The following is a 17,880-nucleotide window of genomic DNA, read 5'->3' as shown; positions in this document are numbered from 1 at the left end:
CGGGCAGGATGGGCGCGCTTGCGCGCCACGGACCTAAATCAGGAAATGGTGCGGCGGGTGGCCGCACGGAAATATCAGAAACCTTCGTCCAGACCAACCTGGACTTGCTCGGCCGCACGCAACACGGCGCGGGCCTTGGCTTCGGTTTCTTGCCATTCCTTTTCGGGGTCCGAGTCGGCAACGATGCCGGCAGCGGCCTGCACGTACAAGGTGCCGTCCTTGATCACGCCAGTGCGGATGGCAATGGCCACGTCCATCTCGCCACCGTAGCTGAGGTAACCGGCTGCGCCGCCGTAGATGCCACGGCGAACCGGTTCGAGCTCGTCGATGATTTCCATGGCGCGGACTTTCGGCGCGCCGGTCAGCGTGCCAGCCGGGAAGGTGGCGCGCAGCACGTCCATGGCGGTCATGTCGGCATTGACGGTACCGGCCACGTTCGACACCAGGTGCATGACGTGGGAATAACGTTCGATCACCATCTTGTCGGACACTTCAACCGTGCCGGTGCGAGCGATGCGGCCCACGTCGTTGCGGGCCAGGTCGATCAGCATCACGTGTTCGGCCACTTCCTTCGGGTCGGCACGCAGTTCGTCGGCCAGTGCCGCGTCTTCTTCCGGCGTGGCACCACGGCGACGGGTGCCGGCCAAGGGGCGGATGGTGACGCGGGTAGCGGCGTCGCCGTCGGCTGCGATGATTTCCTGGCGCACCAGGATTTCTGGCGAGGCACCGACGACATGGAAGTCGCCGAAGTTCCAGAAGTACATATAGGGCGACGGGTTCAGCGAGCGCAGTGCGCGATACAGCGACAGCGGCGAATCGCGGAAGGGCTTGGCGATGACCTGGCCGATCTGCACTTGCATCAGGTCACCGGCAGCGATGTATTCCTTGGCCCGGCGCACGGCGGCCAGATAGTCTTCCTTGGCGAAGTCGCGGCGTGCCTCGGTCGGCAGGCTGGACTGGCCGTAGGGCATTTCCACCGGCTTGCGCAGTTGCGCGCGCAGTTCGCGCAGGCGGTTGCGGGTGCGGGCGTAGCTTTCCGGCAGGGCCGGGTCGGCGTACACGACGATATACAGGCGACCGGCCAGGTTATCGACAATCGCCAGTTCGTCGATCTGCAGCAGCAGCATGTCGGGCGTGCCGCCTTCCATGCCGGCAGGATCGGGCTTGGTGTTCGGCCCAAGGCGCGGCTCGATGTGACGCACCATGTCGTAGCCGAAGTAGCCTGCCAGGCCGCCGACGAAGCGCGGCATGCCGGGGCGCAGGGCCACTTTGAAACGTTGCTGGTAGCTGGCGATGAAGGCGAGCGGGTCACCTTCGTGACTTTCAACGACCTGGCCTTTCTCGAAGACCTCGGTCTTTTTGCCGTGTGAACGAATCCAGCGCTTGGCCGGCAGACCGATGAAGGAGTAGCGGCCGAAGCGTTCACCGCCCACCACGGATTCCATCAGGCAGCTCATGGCACCGCCGGCGGGGCCGGCATGGGCAAGCTTCAGGTACAGCGACAACGGGGTATCGAGATCGGCATAGGTCTCGATGACCAGCGGGATGCGGTTATAGCCTTGAGCGGCCAGCGCGTTGAATTCGATTTCGGTCATGCATTCCTCGTGATCTCTGGACCTGTGTCTGAGCAACCCGGGCATGCTGATCCCCGCGCCGCATCAGGCACAGGTGGGGGGATTCTTGAATTTGGGAAATCTTGCTTGGCTGGCCGGGCGACGCGTGTGTGTCATGCGCATCGAGCGACCAGCCGGGGAATCACCACCACCCGGCAGACGAACGCCACCAGCGCCACGAGGGGCTGGATAGTGCGAGCGTTTGAACCAGGGCGGTCATGGAAAGGCGGTCGTCTCGAATTGGGTAGTGCTTGGGTATTAATGCTTGGGTAAGCAGGATCTTACGAAAATCTGGTCAAGAAGATTGCAAACGACTGTACCTGACGTCGATTGCACCTAACCAGATTTTTTACTTCGGACTTTCTTGCCGACGACGTACCCAGTCGGCAGCATCAACAAGCGTGGGAACTATAGCATCGACATCGAGCGTGCGCACGTCCCGGCCTTCGTTGTATCCGTAGGGAACGGCCAACACCGCACACCCGGCAGCCCGTGCAGCCAAGGCGTCGTTGATCGAGTCGCCGATGGCCACGGCATCAGACGCATCCACGCCAAGCTGTTCGCATGCGTGCAACATGGGAAGCGGATCGGGCTTCTTGCGGGCGCAGGTGTCACCTGACACCACGGCATCGAACAGACCCGCAATGCCGGTGTTGCGCAACAAGGGCAAGGTGAATTCTTCGGGTTTGTTGGTGACCACCGCCAGCTTCAATCCCATGGCGCGCATGGCCATCAGGCCGTCGAGCACGCCATCGAAGACCACGCTCTTTTCACCGTTGATGACGTGATAGTTGCGCTTGAAGGAAGCCAGCGCGTCGTCGAAACCAACCGGGTGTTCTTCTGCGTCCTGTGCACCGGCCAAGGTGCGACGCACCAGGTTTTCGATGCCTTTGCCGACAAAGGTGGCGATCACGTCTTCGCGCAGCGGAGACATGCCCAGCTCGACACGCATCGCGTTGGCGGCGCTCGCCAAATCGGGAATGGTGTCCATCAGGGTGCCATCGAGATCGAGCAATGCAGCGCGCAGGGCCATGGGAAAACCTTTCAAGAGGAAAAAGCGGCTGGCCGATGGAAACCGGCCAGCCTCGCAGAATAATCGCGCCAGGCTTACGCCGAGCTGGTCTCGCCGCGCACGATTTCCGCACGCAGCTGGCGAATGACCTCGGCGTAGTCGGGCTTGCCGAAGATGGCCGAGCCGGCCACGAAGGTGTCTGCACCGGCTGCGCGGATTTCCGCGATGTTGTCGATCTTCACGCCGCCATCGACTTCCAGCAGGATGGTCTTGCCGGTCTTTTCCTGCCAGCGATCAATGCGCTGACGCGCTTCGCGCAGCTTGTCGAGTGTGCCCGGCAGGAAGCTCTGCCCGCCGAAGCCCGGGTTGACCGACATCAGCAGCACGATGTCGAGCTTGTCCATCACGTGGTCCATGAAGGACAGCGGCGTGGCCGGGTTGAACACCAGCCCGGCCTGACAGCCGTTTTCACGGATCAGCGACAGGCTGCGATCGACGTGGCGCGAGGCTTCCGGATGGAAGGTAATGACATTGGCCCCCGCCTTGGCGAACATGGGGATGATCGCATCAACGGGTTCGACCATCAGGTGCACATCGATGGTGACGTCCACGTGGGGACGGATGGCCTGGCATACCATCGGACCGATCGTCAGGTTTGGTACGTAATGGTTGTCCATCACGTCAAAGTGGATCCAGTCGGCACCGGCAGCAACGACATTGCGGACCTCTTCGCCCAGGCGGGCGAAGTCGGCGGATAGAATGCTGGGGGCGATGCGAGTCGTGGTTTGGCTGGACGCGGACATGAGCGGTTTCCGTGGCTTGATGAATAACGGGATCGTCACACGCCTCGTCGGAAGATCCTGCGAACGTTTCGGGCGACGCCGGCTCGAATTGTAGTAGCACCGCACACCGGGTATGAGCACAGCATGAAAACTCTTGAATTGTCCGTCACCGTTTCGCCGCGTTATCTGGCGGAACACTCCGATCCGGCCCGGCAGCAGTACGTCTTTGCCTACACCATCCGCATCACCAATACCGGCTCGCAGCCTGCGCAACTGATCAGCCGCCACTGGACCATCGTCGACGGCGAACAAGCCGTCCAAGAGGTCCGTGGCCTGGGCGTGGTCGGGCAGCAGCCCCTGCTGAAACCCGGCGAGAGTTTCGAGTACACCAGCGGCTGTCCCCTGAAGACGCCGGTCGGTTCCATGCGAGGCACGTATCATTGCGTCGGCGAGGACGGCACTCCCTTCGAGGCCTTGATCCCCGAATTTGTGCTGGCCATGCCACGTACGCTGCACTGAGCAGCCCGCGCGCGCCTTTTTGCCTTGGGCGTTTTTTGCCCTGGGCACCTGTCCCGATTCACGCTTATCCGCCCGACCACTCGGCACCGCCGCGCGTCCCAGACGTGCAGGCGACCGAACCGGGCTTTGCCGTACCCTGGAGTTCATCCCCAATGTCCGATCGCACGCTGGCCGCACGCCTGCCCGGCATCCTGATTCCCCGTCTTAAAGTATTGGCCGTCGCGATGACTGGCGCGCTGTGGCTGGCAGCTTGCTCTACCCCGCCCGCCGCCGATGGTGACGAAGAGGTGGAAGTGGCCCCGTCTACACCCGTTCCGGCCACCCCGAGCACACCTGGCACGTCCAGCCCCCCGCCCTTCGTGCTGACGCCCCCCGGGCCGAGCACCGGTGGCGTAAGCCCCCCGCCCCCCACCCTGCCCCTGCCGACCACTGCACGCTTCGTGCGCAGTCCCTGGAATTCCCTGCCCGGCTGGCATACCGATACGGTCGAGGACACCTGGGTGGCGTTCCAGCGCAATTGCGATGCGATCGTGGCGCGCGCGGGCAAGACGGTGGCGACCAATGCATCGGCCTGGGTGGCCACCGGCCCGTGGATGCCGGTTTGCGCCGCCGCCAAAGACTTGGCGCGTCGTGGTCCCCAGGCGGGACAGGTGCGACGCTTCCTGGAAGAACGGCTGGAACCCTGGGTGGTTGGCACGGCGCGTGGCGATGCGGTCACTGGGCTGGTAACGGGCTATTACGAACCTTTGGTGCAGGCGTCGCGTGTGCAAGGCGGCGTCTATCAGTGGCCGCTGTATACCGCGCCGGCCGACTTGTTGACCATCGACTTGGGTAGCATGTACCCGGAACTGACGGGCAAGCGGGTGCGCGGCAAGTTGGTGGGCAACCGGGTGGTGCCTTACGACTCGCGCGCCGAGATCGAGAACAGCCCGCAGCGTCCGCCTGCCATTGTGTGGGTCAATGACCCGGTTGATGCGTTCTTCCTGCAGGTGCAGGGCTCGGGCCGTGCCGAGCTGGTCGATGGCCCGAACCGGGGCGGTGTCATTCGCGTGGCGTATGCCGATCACAACGGTCATCCGTATGTGTCGATCGGCAAGTGGCTGGTTGACCAGGGCCAGTTGACGCTGGCGCAGGCCTCGATGCAGAACATCAAGGCCTGGGCACGCGCCAATCCGGGTCGCGTGCGCGAGATGTTGAACGCCAATCCGGCGATGGTGTTCTTCCGTGAAGAAGCGGTCAACGATGTGGGCGATGGCCCACGCGGTGCGTTCGGTGTGCCGCTGACGCCCGGACGTTCGATTGCGGTCGACCCAAGCATCGTGCCGCTGGGCAGCCCGGTGTTCCTGGCGACGACTTATCCGAACACCAATCAGCCGCTGACCCACATGGCGTTTGCGCAGGACACGGGTGCGGCCATCAAGGGCGCAGCGCGGGCCGACATGTTCTGGGGCTTCGGTGCCCAAGCGGGTGAACAGGCTGGCCGCATGAAGCAGCCCGGCAAGATGTGGGTGCTGTGGCCACGCGGCAGTGCGCCGCAGTCGGCGCGTTGAGCTTGATGCGCTGACCCGGCCGCCAAACAGGCAGCCCACGTCAAAAAGCCCCGGATCGTGAGATTCGGGGCTTTTTGACGTTTGGTGTCGACGTTTGCAGCGGCGACGAGATCAGCTCTTGGGCAAGGAATCCAGCTTGGCCTTGAACTGGTCTGCCGGGATGGCACCGCCTACGCGGGTGTCGTCCGAGAAGATGATGGTGGGCGTGCCGCGCACCTGGATGCTTTGGCCGAAGGTCAGCGTGCGATCGATGGGGCTGGTGTCGCAACCTGCCGTACGCGCGGGCGTACGGCCCTTGAGCATCCAGTCGTCCCACACCTTGCCCGGCGTGGCCGAGCACAGGATGTTCTTCGCCTTGGTCATCGAGTCTTCCGACAGGATGGGGTACAGGAAGGTGTAGATGGTGACGTTGTCCACGCCTTCCATCGACTGGCGCAACTGCTTGCAGTAGCCGCAGTTGGGGTCTTCGAACAGTGCCACCTTGCGTGCGCCGTTGCCGCGTACCTGCTTGATCGCCAAGTCCAGCGGCAGGTCCTTGAAGCGCACCGCCATCAGCGCGTCGATGCGTTCCTTGGTGACGTTGCGGCGGGTAGCGACGTCGATCAGGTTGCCTTGCAACACGTAGCTGACAGCTTCGTCGGTGTAGATCAGCTGGGAACCCAGGCGCAGTTCGTACAGGCCGTAAGGCGTGTGCGTGACGCTGTCGATCTCGGCACCGTCGAAGCGTTCGATGAAGCGTTTGCGCACGGATTCTTCGGCAGCGGTCGGGGTGGCGGGTGCCGCAGCAGTCGTTGGTGCTTTTGCTGCGGCAGGCGTCTGCGCTGACGCGGGTGAAACCGCCCCCATCATGCTGGCTGCGACCATCGCGATGCTGGCGAGTGCCAGTCCCAGACGCTTGCCGATCTGCTGGGCCGCCGTCTGCGTTTCCATGCTTGCCTTGGTGTGTTGCACGACTGTCCTGTGTTCTTGATCCATGACGGGGTAGGTCATGGCTTGATATGGAGTTTGCTGAAATCCGGGCTTGCGTCTGAACTTGAACCTTAGTCGAAGCCGGATCTGGAAATCAGACAAAAAAATCCGGGGGTGGAATTTCAGCGCGTTGGAATGTCGATGTTTTTGAAACTTCGATGTTTTTGAAACTTCGATGCAGTTGACCCTCAACGCACCCGAGTTTCAATGCATCAGAATTTCGACGCCCCGGCGATCAGCGCACGCTTGATCGGCGGCAAGCGGTCCACCAGCGCCATGCCGGTGTTGCGCACCCAGCCCAGCAGCGGGTCTTGCGGCGTGAACAGACGATACAGGCCATCGGTGGCGGCGCGCATGGCCAGCAGGGCCGGTGCGCGTGCACGCGCATAGCGGCGCAGTACCCTGAGATCACCGATACGGCGGAAATGTTCCCGCTCGGTGATGGCTGCCGCCAGCCCGGCCGCATCGCCCAGACCAAGGTTCAAGCCCTGCCCGGCCAGCGGATGTATCAGGTGGGCGGCGTCGCCCACCAGGGCCACGCGTGCCATCACCATCGGGTTGGCGCTGCGCACTCGCAGGGGGAAACCGTGCAATGTGCCGCGTACCCGGATGCGTCCGACCCGGTCACCCGCCACAGTCTGAAGACGTGCGGCCAGGGCACTTGCCTGCTCGGCGGCGGGCAAGGCCAGCAAGGCGTTGGCTTGCGTGGTTTCCATCGACCACACCATCGACACCTGCGCGCCGTCGGCGGTGTCCGGCATGGGCAGCAAGGCCAGCACGCCGTCTGGCGTGAACCACTGCAAGGCGACACCTTGATGTGGCTGTTCAACGTCCAGGTGAACGACCAGCCCGGTGGCTTCGTAGTCCGATCCGTGGCTGCTCAAGCCTGCGGCCTTGCGCAGCGGCGATTCGGCCCCGTCGGCACCAATCGCCAGTTCGGTGCGCAGAATGCGCCCCGCGTCGGTGGTGACCTCCAGCGGCGCGCTGGGATCACCCATGCCGAGCGCGACAAAACGCTCCTGCGTCCAGGCCACCCCCAGCACGCCAACCGCCTGGCGCAGCACGCGCTCCAGCTCGCGGCCTTCGACTACCCAGGCCAAGGCGGGCAGATTGCCCTGCCAGGCGCTGAGTTGAATGCGGCCCGGCGTCGACGAGGTGCTGGCGGCGGAACTGGACGGCGCATCGTCGGTCAGCACGGGCGCGGTCGACGGTGCTGCGCCCATGACATCCATGGATTCGATGCGCGCAATGCGCTCGGGCGGCAACAGGTCCCAGACGCCCAGCTTGGCCAGGAATGCCTGGCTGGCTGGCGAGACGGCGTAGACGCGCGGGTCGTAGGTGTCGCCGGCAGCCGCCGGGATCGGCGCACGCGGGCCGAGCAGGGACACCGGGATGCCCTGGCGGGCCAGCGCCAGCGCGGTTGCCAGCCCGGCAGTGCCGGTGCCGACCACCAGCGCACCGCTGGAAGAGGGAATTGCGTTCATGGAGAGATCCTTGATGCCATGCGTCCGGCCGCACGACAGCGACCGGGCAGGCTCATATGATTTTACCGATGGGCGCAGCCATGGACTCGGGGGCCGCAGCCGGCGCAGGCACCTCAGCGGAAGGCGTGTCCTGCTCGTCTGGCAACTCGTCAGGGTCCGGCTCTTTGGCCAGCACGTAGTAGGCGTGAAGAATTGCTTGCGACGTGGCCAGGCGACGGTTCGACTGGCATGGGAAGCGCAGCAGGATGTCTACCCGCTTGGGGTCCACCGGTTCGATCATGGCCAACGGACGGGATTCGGGCAAAGCAATCAGGTGCGACGATTCCAGGCGGCGGAAGTGGGCGTCGGCAGCTTCGATCCAGTCGGCACAGACCGTCTCGCCGGCTTCCCGCAACAGACGTTCGGCACGCGCGACATTGCCTGCCGGGTCCATCGGTACCCGCACCAGTTCATGCACAAAACGACCGGTGTGAGACAGCTTGCGGATGGGATTGAGCAACACCATCATGTTCGGGAATTCGTAGGTGCGGCCGGTGACATAGCCGGACGGGCCTTGTTCCAGCAGGCGGGTCGACAGGAAATCGATTTCCAGCACCTCACCCTTCATTGCGCCCAGTTCGATCACGTCACCGATCGAGTACGGCCGGGCCACCGCGCGCATCAGCGAGCCCAGGCCGTTCATGAAGAATTCCTTGCAGACGATGGCCACTGCCGCAGCCAGGGCCGCGATCGACAAGGCGAAGGTACGCAGCTCGCCCGCCCAGATGAACAGCAGCAACACGGCCGTGACCCCGCCCAGCGTGTTGCGGGCGACCAGGTAGGCCATGCGTTTGGCCTCGGTCGTGCCCGTACCTGGCTTGCGGTAGTAGCGTGAGATCAGGCGCGACACGATCATGGCCGTGATCAGCACGAACACGGTCAGCGCAAGGTGGCCCAGGAAGCTGAGCTGGGTGAAACCGGCGCGCAGGCTGAGCAGCAGCGCGCGCATTGAAAAACCCTGGAAGAACTCGTCGAGCATGTGGGTGTTGGGAAAAGGCAATGTCCCGATGATAGATGATGCTTTGTGGGCAACGACATCGGGTCTGCAACGAGGTTTGTGATGGGCTACACGTTTGTCGCGAATGGCACTGGGGTGCCGTCCGCCTGGATGATCGACCTGAAATGCGCCACGGCAACGGCAGCGAATTCCGGGTCGTTGATGTGATGCGGCACCCTCACCAGGCGACGGCGGTCGGTCTGCTTGACGGTGGCGGTCAATGCGTCGAACAACGCCTGGTCGGCTTCCGGGTCATGGAATTCACGGCCAGGGGCATCCAGCGCCGACACGCCGCCCTGCGGCAGCAGGAAACGCACATGCCCGTCGCAACGGTTCAGACGTTCACCGATCCAGCGACCGATCGCGGCGTTTTCAACAGGCGTTGTGCGCATCAGCGTCACGTTCGTGTTGTGTGGGTAGAAGCGGCGACCCAGATGCTGCGCCGGTACGGTCTCGGGGCGGCCGAAGTTGATCATGTCCAACGCACCGCACGACCCCACGTATGGAATGCGGGTACGTTCGACCGCGCCGAAACGGTCTGCCGTGCAGGCCAGTACGCCACCGAACAGGTAGTCGCAGACTTCGGTCGTGGTCAGGTCGATCAAGCCGCTCAACAAGCCACTGTCCACCAGCTTTTCCATTGCCATGCCACCGCTGCCGGTGGCATGGAACACCACGCAGTCGTAGTCGGCTTCCAACTGGCTGGAGACCGCCCGGACACAAGACGTGGTGACCCCGAACATCGACAGGCCAATGGCTGGCCGGCTGTCCTCTGCGTCGGCCTGGCGCTGGGCCTGATGAAAAGCGCCCACGATCATGCCCGCGGCATTGGCGAATATGCGGCGCGAGATCCGGTTGATGCCGGCCACGTCGGTGACCGAATACATGGTCGCAATGTCGGTCCGATCGCCAGCCGGGCCAAGGTCTTGCCGCAGCATGCTCGACACCATCAGCTTGGGCAAACCGACCGGCAAGGCGCGCATGGCGGGAATGATCAACGCAACGCCACCGGATCCACCAATGCCGATGAGCGCGCCGATGTCGTTGCGCTGGCTCAGCCAACGCGGCAAGGCTTGGCTCATTGCACTGATCGCCGAGCCACGGTCACCCGTGAAGACCGCCGCGGCCCCACCCGGATGCACGGCGGCAACCTGATCGGCGGGAATGTCTGCGCGCGGATCACTGTGCAGCGTGGATACGTCGACCGTAGTCACCGGTGCGCCCAGGCCACGGATGAGCGCCGCCAGGTGCAGCAGCTCGGCGGCTTTGGTATCAAACGTGCCCACAAGATAGATATGGGCAGGTGGGCGGCGACCGGGATTGCTCAACGGAATTTCCTGATTGTCGTTACACGATGTATCGTTATGCGATATCTAGTTACACCTCACCGCATACGCCTCTCTCGTCCATGCGACGGGACCTACATGAAACACCTACCGCCTGACGCACCCCCGGCATCCAGCCCGGACACCACCGCTGCACCTGCACGCGGCCCCCGTGCGCGCATGCGCAAGGCACTGCTGACAACCGCCATGGAAATGATGGCACGCGGCATCACTCCGTCGATTGCCGAACTTGCCGAGGCTGCTGGCGTATCGCGTGCAACGGCTTACCGATATTTTGCTACGCAAGGCGAGCTGATTTCGGCCATTGTGGGTGAAAGCCTGGGGCCGATGCTGGAGTGGCAGTCAGACGCATCGACCGCCGCTGAGCGCGTCGATGCGCTTTTCTGCGCCACCTACCCACGACTTGAAGCGTACGAGGTCCCGCTGCGCGCGGCTATACAGGTATCCCTGCAGCAGATCGCGCATCAACGGGCCGGCGTGCCGGCAACCGAACGCCCGTTTGTGCGGGGTTATCGGGTGCAGCGACTGCGTAGTGCTGCGCAACCGCTGCGCGATCAGCTGGACGAGGCGCAGTTCGACCGCGTGGTGCAGGCCTTGTCGCTGTTGTACGGCACCGAGGTTTTCCTGGTGCTGAAGGATATCTGGCGGCTGGAGCTGGACGAGATTCTTGATGTGGTGCGCTGGACAGCAGGCGCGATTCTGCAACGGGCGGAGCGGGAAAAACCTGTGACGGCACCAAGTGCGACGTCGCAGCTGACAGTTGATCCCGCGCCACGCCGAGCACGCAAGACAGTCCCGGTGCGCAAGGCTGCGGGTATTGGCGTGGCGGCAAAGAAGGTGGAAAAGCTGGCGAAAGAGGCGGCGAAGGTGGCAACAAGGTCTGCGGCTGCGACACATGAAGCCGATACGGCAAGCAGCATGGCGCAGTCAGACAAGATTGCTCGCCGCAAAACACCGGCATCTGTGGACAACGCCACATCTGGCACAGCGGGAAGAGCATTGTCGGCCGAGCCACGCGCAGCCAGACCGCCTACACAGACATCACGTCGCAAACCGGGGCGTTGATACCGCGAATTCGGCGGGGATAAGACGGGAATCGGTGCGTGGCGGGGACAAGTTCGACAGGGCTGCTTGTGGATAACGCAAACCGGGAAAATGTGCTGACCATTCGGTGGTAGTTTGTCGGCCGCTTGAGGCGTTGAATTACCAAGACAGCCTTCTTTGACGGTCTGCGATCCGCCAGATGAAGCCGAGTTAATCCGGGTTTCGTCTGCGCATCAAAAGACGTACCTTGCCCCAATGCCCACACCGCCGCCCGCGCCCGAAGACCTTTCATCATCGCCCCTGCGCCCGCCCAATGCGGCGGGCTGGGATGTGGATGCGCTGACGATTTCACGTGCCCTGGGCTATGTCGTCGGGCTTCCTTCCTTCATTCTGGGCACGGCGACGTTCATGCTGGGCTTTGCGCTGATGCGCGGCAGCATTCTGAATGTGGCGTGTGTGCTGTACAGCGTGTCGGCCGCCGCCATTGGCTGGCGGGTGTCGGCAGGACGGTGGCGACCCAAGACAGGCTGGGCTGCACTGCGATTGGCGATGCTGATCGGGCTGGGGGCGCTGCTGATCTACGCCATGCTGCGCAGTGTGTTGTGGTTGAGCGGGGTACCGGCTGTTGGCGTGTGAAGTGGAGGGGTAAAAGAAAACGCGGCAGGGTTGCTGCCGCGTTTTTCCTATTCGCTTTCTCTTACTCGCTTTCCGCCAGCGTCAGCGCCGCCACCTGCACGGTCGCCAAGCCACGCAACAGGTCCGGTGCCAGCAGCAACTTCGCCTGCCGGATGCCCGCCCCCATCACCACCTGCTCACGCGTCATCACCGCCTCGTCGACCAGCACCGGCCAGGCTTCCGGCAAGCCGAAAGCCGTGATGCCACCAAACTCCATCGCGCTGAGTTCGACCGCATCTTCGCGCTTGGCGAACGACAGGCGTTGCGCGCCCAGCGCGGCTTTCACCGCGCCGTTGATATCCAGGCGACGCGAGCCCAGCGAGACCAGGGCAGCGTAGTGCTCGGCACCGCCCTTCTTGAAGCGCAGCACGATGGTGTTGGCGCAATCGTCCAGACCAAACCCGTAGCGCTCGCTGAAGGCGGCGGTGTCCGACGCGTCGTCATCGACCCGGAAGACACCGACACCATCGGCGGGCAATGCGGCAATCACGTGCTCGGGCAACAGCCCGGGTAGCGCGCCGGCCGCAAGCAGTTCGGGCGCGGTGCTCACGCTGCGGCTTGCTGCGGGAAGACTGGCTCGCCCAGGTTCAGCATCAGGCGGTTGGCCCACGCAAAGATGGCGATGGCGTGGATCATGTCCAGCAGTTCCAGGTCGGACAGACCGGCGGCACGCAAGGCGCGCAGGTCATCGGCACCGAAGCTGCCAGGCTTGAGCGTCAGCGCAATCGACGCGTCGACAATCGCGCGTTCGCGTGCGTTGGTGCCTGCGCCGACCGGCTCGGTGAACACTTGTGCGATCACGTCGTTGCGGCGGGTCAGTTGTTCGAAACGCTGGGCGTGAACGGACGCGCAGTACACGCAACCATTCACACGCGATACCACCGTGCTGGCCAGTTCGCGTTCGGCGCGCGACATGCCGCCCGGGGCGTACATGATGGCGTTGAAGGCCAGTGCGCGCTGTTCCAGAATGCGCGGCTGGTGCGACAGCACCAGGTAGTAGTCGGAGGTGCGGGCCTTGGGGTGGCTGGCATCCAGCACGGCCAGTTGATCCGGGCGGGCGGTGTTGACGTCCAGCACGTCCAGCCACGAAGACCAGCCCAGGGTTTCGCTGGTGTAGCCGTTGATGCGCAGCGGTTCGCCCGGCGGCGGCAAGGTGGCTGGGTGCACGAAGTTGGTTTCGACCGGCAGCTCGGCCTCGCCCGGCACCGGGTCGCCCAGCGCGGTCAGTGCGCGCAGGCCGGCCACCAGGCGCACCTGGTAGGACACGAAGGCAATCAGCTGGCCCAGCGTGATGACGGCGGGGGTGCTCAGGCCGGCGGCCGGCAGCTTCAGCAGGGCCTCGCGGTCGCCTTCGACCGGGGCCAAGGTGAGCGTGCGCGAGAAGGTCAGGATGGCGCGCAGGCGCGGTTCTTCGGGCAGCACGGTGGGGCCGCCGGTGAACACACTGCGCTCGGCTTCGTTCAACATGAATTGCTCGAGCTGCGCGCGGTATTGCGCGGCCACCGGTTCAACGCCGGACAGCGAGGCAATGTCGAAGGCCACAAGCAAACGCTCGGCCAGCGTCAGTCCCGGCAGCACCGGATCGAAGATGGCGTCGTAGCTGCCTTGCGTGGCGGCGGCCACTTTGTCGCGCTTGGCGCGGGTGGTCTGGAGCGAAGCACCGGCGACGAGGCCGGCGGCGGAATCGATGAGATCGGACATAGGGGTGTTTCCGAAAAAAGATTAACGACGTGCCGCAACGGCATCGTCCAGGAATTTCTGTACCGCTGCCCACGAGGCTTCGTCGGCGTGCGCGTTGTTGGCCGGCGTGCCGCCGCTGGTGCTGATGCGCCCGGAAACCGGGTGCGGGAAACTCAGCTGGGTGGTGGGCACGTAGGGGAAAAGAATGCTGTGGCCGGCACCGTCGACATCGACGTAGCCGACCGGGTACGGGTGCTGAACTTCAGCCAGACGCTCGCGCACCATGCGGCTGTAGCGGCTGGACGGCCAGGCGGCGTCATCCGTGCCGGACAAGAGCATGACCGGGCCGCGGATGTTCTCGACACGAATGCGTGCGCGGGCCACGGCGTCGGGGTCGTTCAGTGCGGTGGATACGGCTTCCGCATGGCGGCGCGACACGCCGTCTGCATCGACTTCGTTCAGCGCTGCCCAGGTGGCGGTGCGATTGTTCTGCCAGACATGCGGCACGATCTCGCCGCGATACAACCAGGCCGGGCCGTCTCGGCCAGTGGCCGGATCGCAGGCACTTTGTGCGCCGTGCACCACCGCACCCGGCACGTAGCCGATGACCGCCGACACCAGCTCAGAAAACATCGAGCCCAGCAGCAGCACCAACTCACCGCCGCGCGACTGCCCGCTCAGGGCCACGAAACCATGCAGCGGCTTCAGCGTGCGATGCACCCAGTTCAGTGCCGTCTCGAAGTATTCCAGCGGGGTGTTGGAGATGTAGTCGGACAGCCCCGGTGCCTTGAAATAGCCCAGCGCAAAGGCGGCATAGCCTTGCGAGGCGTAGAGCGCCGCGCGCGGCTCGTTGATGCCGCCGCCCGACCCATTGACGATGACCACAGCCGGATGCGGGCCGGGGCCTGCGGGCAGGAACAAGGTACCGACCAGACCTTCTTCGCGGACTTCGCGACGGGTGACACCATCCGTCGCCAGCTGTTGATGAAGGCTTGCGGTGGCAGTTGAACCGGATTGGCGCGTGGCGGTCAGCGTGGTGTCCAGGCCTGCGAACATGTCGTCGTTGAACAGCACACGGCCATTGCCTACCTTCGGGTCTAGCAGGCTTTGCGACCAGATCAGGCCCATTGGCGACACGCCTGCGTAGTCGCCCGCAATCGGGGCATCACGCGTCAGATCGATGTGGCCTTGCGCGTCGGCGACAAAGCTTGCCGTGGACTGCCAGGGGGTACCGGCACGCAGCGTGACTGCGGCAATCGTCACGGTCTCGCCTGGGTTCAGGCCGTCAACCGTGATCTGGCGGGGCACGTCGATGCGGGCATGGGCCGGATCGACGCGCAGAGAAAAAGAGGAAAACTCGGTCATACATGCTCCGGACAACACCCCTGCCGCATCACGCGGCAAGGGGGGCGGCACATGACCGGGCAGCGCCCTGGTCAAGCGCCGCCGTTCAGGCTTACTGCTTCGTCACTTGCAAGGCGGTAGTGCGGTCGCTGACGTAGGGCTCAACCTTAAAGCCCTTCTTCGCGGCCCAGATGTTCTGATAGTGGAACAGCGGGATGGCGGCCACATCGTCGGTCACCAGCTTGACCGAGTGACGCAGGATGGCAGCACGACGCTCGGTGTTGAATTCCACGGTCGCGGCATCCAGTGCCTTGTCTACGTCGATGTTGCTGTAACGACCCCAGTTCGAATTGCCCAGGCCCTTCTTGTTGTCGGCGGTGGCGAACACGTTCTGCAGGCCATAACCGGCCTCACCCGTGCCATTGCCCCAGGCCACGATGCTGATCGCGAACTCGTTCTTGTTGGCACGTGCCGAGTACACCGACCATGGCACGACTTCCAGCTGGGTCTTCACGCCCACGCGGGTCCAGAACTGCGCCACGGCTTGCAGGGTTTCCGCGCCCAGCGGATAGCGATCACCCGGCACGTGCACGGTCAGCTTGAAACCATCGGGGAAACCGGCTTCGGCCAACAACTTCTTGGCAGCGGTCGGGTCAAAGGCGATGTCCTTGACGTCCGGGTTGTAGCCGAAGGTCTTGGCGGGCATCCACTGGTTGGCTTCGGTTGCCGTGCCCTGCAACACACGATCAACCAGCGTCTTGCGGTTGATGGCGATGTTCAGCGCCTTGCGCACACGCACGTCGGTCAGCGGATTTTCCGCCAGTTGCTTGCCATCGTTGTCGGTGATGAACTCGTTCGGTCCCTTGCGGAAGCTGGGCTGCACCAGCAGCACACGCAGGCCGGGATAGGGATAGACGGTGATGTTCGGCGTCTTGCGCAGGCGCGCCACGTCAGCGGCCGAGACCTTGTCGATCACGTCCACGTCGCCGGCCAGCAGTGCAGCGGTGCGCGCGGCGGCGTTGTTGATGTAGCGGTAGGTGACCTTTTCCCAGGTGGGCTTGGGGCCCCAGAACTTGTCGTTGCGCGCAAAGACCGCGCGGTCGCCCGGCGTCCACGAGGTCAGCACATACGGGCCGGTACCGATGGCGGCGCGGCCGGCGTTGTAGTCCTCGGTGGTGGCCTTTTCACCCACGTGGCGACTGACGATGTGCACGGCACCGATGCTGTTCAGCAGTTCGGGGTTCGGCATGGTGGTCTTGACGATCAGGGTCAGCGGGTCTTTGGCCGTGGCCGATTCCACCGTGCGCAGCGAGCTGGCGTAAGACGCCACGCTGCCCGGCACCTTGCGGGCACGCTCGAAGGAATACACCAGGTCGTCGGCGGTAAAGGGCTTGCCGTCGGACCAGACTACGTTCGGGCGCAGCTTGAATTCCCAGGTTGTGTCGTCCAGGGTTTTCCAGCTGAGTGCCAACGAGGGCAACACGCCGCTATCGCGACGATCAACGATGCTGTCGAACAGGTGCAAGGCCAGCGAACGGTCGCCGGCGTGGTTGTTCAGTTGCGGATCGATGGACGAAACCGGATCGGCAAAGCCGATGGAAACGGATTGCGCAGACGCAGCCGCGCCGGTACCCAGCAGAGCGGCGGTCAGGGCGGTTAGCAGGAAGCGATTCATGAAAAGTCCTTTCTGGTGCGTGTCGGTGGCCGACAAGGAAAACGCGGTGCTCGGGGACAGAGGTAATGCGTGGGAAATCAGTGATGCAGTGTTACTTGGCAGATCACGTACCGTCGTGCAGATGACAGGCGCTGACATGGTTGATCGCAATGCCGCGCAGGGTGGGCGCTTCCACCTTGCAACGCGGCATGACATGCGGACAACGCGGATGGAAATGACAGCCCGAGGGCGGCGCAAGCGGGCTGGGGATCTCGCCACGAATGGTCTGGAACTTCGTGCGACGCACGTCCAGGCGCGGGATTTCTGCCAACAGCGCCTGGGTGTACGGATGCGCGGGATGCTCGAACAACTCATCGACCGGCGCGCTTTCCACCACCCGGCCCAGGTACATCACCACCACCCGATCCGACAGGTGTTCGACCACCCCCAGATCGTGGCTGATGAACAGGTACGTCAGGCCAAGCTCTTCGCGCAAGTCCATGAACAGATTCAGAATCTGCGCCTGGATCGACACGTCGAGCGCGGCCACGGCTTCGTCGCAGACCAGCAATTCCGGCTGCACCGCCAGCGCGCGTGCAATGCCAATGCGCTGACGCTGGCCGCCACTGAACTGGTGCGGATAACGATGGCGCAAGGACGGGTCCAGCCCGGCGCGCTGCAACTGTGCGCTGACGTAATCATCGGAACCCGCGCGGTCGGTTAGACCATGCAGGAGTGCGCCTTCACCAACGATGCGGTCCACGCGCAGACGCGGATTCAAACTGGCATACGGGTCCTGGAAGATCATCTGCACCCGCAGACGCGCTGCCTTGCGTTCCTCGGCACTCAGCTCGCCAATCGGCTTGCCGCTCAACAGCACCTGGCCGTCGGATGCGGGCAGCAAGCCTGCCACCATCCGGCCCAGCGTCGATTTGCCGCAGCCCGATTCGCCCACCAGGCCAACCACTTCGCCGCGTTTGATGCTCAGGTCTACGCGATCAACAGCGTGGGTGGTCGGCGCGGGCTTTTCCAGGCCCATGCGTTGCAGCACGCGGCCAAATGGACCGGCTGCGCGCCCGCCGAATCGGCGGCTGACATTGCGCAACTCGGCCAGGGGGGCACTCGGGTCAAGCAGTGTCGAATCAAGCGACAACTTGGAATTCATGGACGAA

16 protein-coding genes are annotated in these 17,880 nt (G+C 64.0%); 4 read left to right on the top strand and 12 right to left on the bottom strand.

Annotated features, from left to right (window positions below):
- Positions 1–74 precede the first annotated feature (74 nt).
- The 3 genes from trpE to rpe form a co-directional block, all read right to left on the bottom strand.
- The gene (gene trpE / locus FXN63_RS03520) at positions 75–1,595 is read right to left on the bottom strand and encodes an anthranilate synthase component I (protein ID WP_148812900.1); all 1,521 of its coding nucleotides are present in this window, start codon (positions 1,593–1,595) and stop codon (positions 75–77) included.
- Positions 1,596–1,962: 367 nt separating this feature from the next.
- Complete coding sequence (locus tag FXN63_RS03515; RefSeq protein WP_148812898.1) at positions 1,963–2,646, bottom strand: phosphoglycolate phosphatase; 684 nt, start codon at positions 2,644–2,646, stop codon at positions 1,963–1,965.
- 74 nt (positions 2,647–2,720) lie between these two features.
- The gene (rpe, locus tag FXN63_RS03510; protein ID WP_148812896.1) at positions 2,721–3,428 is read right to left on the bottom strand and encodes a ribulose-phosphate 3-epimerase; all 708 of its coding nucleotides are present in this window, start codon (positions 3,426–3,428) and stop codon (positions 2,721–2,723) included.
- Between the two features lie 123 nt (positions 3,429–3,551).
- On the opposite strand from rpe, the gene apaG reads away from it, so the two are divergent.
- Both apaG and mltA read left to right on the top strand, forming a co-directional pair.
- A complete protein-coding gene (gene apaG / locus FXN63_RS03505) occupies positions 3,552–3,926 on the top strand; it encodes a Co2+/Mg2+ efflux protein ApaG (RefSeq protein ID WP_148812894.1) in 375 nt (124 codons plus the stop codon).
- Between the two features lie 224 nt (positions 3,927–4,150).
- Positions 4,151–5,476: a murein transglycosylase A gene (gene mltA, locus FXN63_RS03500; protein ID WP_425468717.1), complete on the top strand. Its 1,326-nt coding sequence runs from the start codon at positions 4,151–4,153 to the stop codon at positions 5,474–5,476.
- A gap of 111 nt (positions 5,477–5,587) precedes the next feature.
- On the opposite strand, the gene FXN63_RS03495 is transcribed toward mltA, so the two are convergent.
- The 4 genes from FXN63_RS03495 to FXN63_RS03480 all read right to left on the bottom strand — a co-directional run bounded on the left by FXN63_RS03495 (position 5,588) and on the right by FXN63_RS03480 (position 10,293).
- The gene (locus FXN63_RS03495) at positions 5,588–6,427 is read right to left on the bottom strand and encodes a DsbC family protein (protein WP_246165019.1); all 840 of its coding nucleotides are present in this window, start codon (positions 6,425–6,427) and stop codon (positions 5,588–5,590) included.
- A gap of 230 nt (positions 6,428–6,657) precedes the next feature.
- Complete coding sequence (locus FXN63_RS03490) at positions 6,658–7,929, bottom strand: FAD-dependent monooxygenase (RefSeq protein WP_148812890.1); 1,272 nt, start codon at positions 7,927–7,929, stop codon at positions 6,658–6,660.
- Between the two features lie 52 nt (positions 7,930–7,981).
- Positions 7,982–8,947, bottom strand: a complete 966-nt coding sequence (locus tag FXN63_RS03485) for a mechanosensitive ion channel family protein (protein WP_187395093.1) — start codon at positions 8,945–8,947, stop codon at positions 7,982–7,984.
- An 86-nt stretch (positions 8,948–9,033) separates the two neighbouring features.
- Positions 9,034–10,293, bottom strand: coding sequence for a Tm-1-like ATP-binding domain-containing protein (locus FXN63_RS03480; protein WP_246165018.1), 1,260 nt, complete (start codon positions 10,291–10,293; stop codon positions 9,034–9,036).
- Between the two features lie 96 nt (positions 10,294–10,389).
- On the opposite strand from FXN63_RS03480, the gene FXN63_RS27370 reads away from it, so the two are divergent.
- Positions 10,390–11,376, top strand: a complete 987-nt coding sequence (locus tag FXN63_RS27370) for a TetR/AcrR family transcriptional regulator (RefSeq protein ID WP_425468654.1) — start codon at positions 10,390–10,392, stop codon at positions 11,374–11,376.
- Positions 11,377–11,610: 234 nt separating this feature from the next.
- Entirely contained in the window at positions 11,611–11,991 is a 381-nt protein-coding gene (locus tag FXN63_RS03470) for a hypothetical protein (RefSeq protein ID WP_148812886.1), read from the top strand.
- A 61-nt stretch (positions 11,992–12,052) separates the two neighbouring features.
- Here FXN63_RS03470 and FXN63_RS03465 read toward each other — a convergent pair whose 3' ends face one another.
- From FXN63_RS03465 to FXN63_RS03445, 5 genes are all read right to left on the bottom strand, one after another.
- Entirely contained in the window at positions 12,053–12,580 is a 528-nt protein-coding gene (locus FXN63_RS03465) for a YbaK/EbsC family protein (protein WP_148812884.1), read from the bottom strand.
- Positions 12,577–13,731 carry a CMD domain protein gene (locus tag FXN63_RS03460; RefSeq protein WP_148812882.1) on the bottom strand — a complete coding sequence of 385 codons (1,155 nt, stop codon included), beginning with the start codon at positions 13,729–13,731 and terminating at the stop codon, positions 12,577–12,579. Before FXN63_RS03460 ends, FXN63_RS03465 begins: the two co-directional genes overlap by 4 nt.
- Positions 13,732–13,752: 21 nt before the next feature.
- A complete protein-coding gene (locus FXN63_RS03455; protein WP_148812881.1) occupies positions 13,753–15,075 on the bottom strand; it encodes an acyl-CoA thioesterase/bile acid-CoA:amino acid N-acyltransferase family protein in 1,323 nt (440 codons plus the stop codon).
- 91 nt (positions 15,076–15,166) lie between these two features.
- On the bottom strand, positions 15,167–16,729 hold the full coding sequence (locus FXN63_RS03450) for an ABC transporter substrate-binding protein (protein WP_148812879.1): 1,563 nt from the start codon (positions 16,727–16,729) through the stop codon (positions 15,167–15,169).
- Positions 16,730–16,832: 103 nt separating this feature from the next.
- Positions 16,833–17,873: an ABC transporter ATP-binding protein gene (locus FXN63_RS03445; RefSeq protein ID WP_148818882.1), complete on the bottom strand. Its 1,041-nt coding sequence runs from the start codon at positions 17,871–17,873 to the stop codon at positions 16,833–16,835.
- Between the last annotated feature and the right edge of the window lie 7 nt (positions 17,874–17,880).

Source organism: Pigmentiphaga aceris, assembly GCF_008119665.1.
Lineage (GTDB): Bacteria > Pseudomonadota > Gammaproteobacteria > Burkholderiales > Burkholderiaceae_B > Pigmentiphaga > Pigmentiphaga aceris.
Note: the sequence above shows the minus strand (reverse complement) of the source record. Positions and strands in the feature narration are given on the sequence as shown.

Coding starts and splice junctions, on each gene's coding strand:
- FXN63_RS27370 (WP_425468654.1), top strand. CDS start 10,390: ATGAAACACCTACCGCCTGACGCACCCCCGGCATCCAGCCCGGACACC.
- FXN63_RS03485 (WP_187395093.1), bottom strand. CDS start 8,947: ATGCTCGACGAGTTCTTCCAGGGTTTTTCAATGCGCGCGCTGCTGCTC.
- apaG (WP_148812894.1), top strand. CDS start 3,552: ATGAAAACTCTTGAATTGTCCGTCACCGTTTCGCCGCGTTATCTGGCG.
- FXN63_RS03470 (WP_148812886.1), top strand. CDS start 11,611: ATGCCCACACCGCCGCCCGCGCCCGAAGACCTTTCATCATCGCCCCTG.
- mltA (WP_425468717.1), top strand. CDS start 4,151: ATGACTGGCGCGCTGTGGCTGGCAGCTTGCTCTACCCCGCCCGCCGCC.
- FXN63_RS03515 (WP_148812898.1), bottom strand. CDS start 2,646: ATGGCCCTGCGCGCTGCATTGCTCGATCTCGATGGCACCCTGATGGAC.
- trpE (WP_148812900.1), bottom strand. CDS start 1,595: ATGACCGAAATCGAATTCAACGCGCTGGCCGCTCAAGGCTATAACCGC.
- rpe (WP_148812896.1), bottom strand. CDS start 3,428: ATGTCCGCGTCCAGCCAAACCACGACTCGCATCGCCCCCAGCATTCTA.
- FXN63_RS03490 (WP_148812890.1), bottom strand. CDS start 7,929: ATGAACGCAATTCCCTCTTCCAGCGGTGCGCTGGTGGTCGGCACCGGC.
- FXN63_RS03455 (WP_148812881.1), bottom strand. CDS start 15,075: ATGACCGAGTTTTCCTCTTTTTCTCTGCGCGTCGATCCGGCCCATGCC.
- FXN63_RS03450 (WP_148812879.1), bottom strand. CDS start 16,729: ATGAATCGCTTCCTGCTAACCGCCCTGACCGCCGCTCTGCTGGGTACC.
- FXN63_RS03460 (WP_148812882.1), bottom strand. CDS start 13,731: ATGTCCGATCTCATCGATTCCGCCGCCGGCCTCGTCGCCGGTGCTTCG.
- FXN63_RS03445 (WP_148818882.1), bottom strand. CDS start 17,873: ATGAATTCCAAGTTGTCGCTTGATTCGACACTGCTTGACCCGAGTGCC.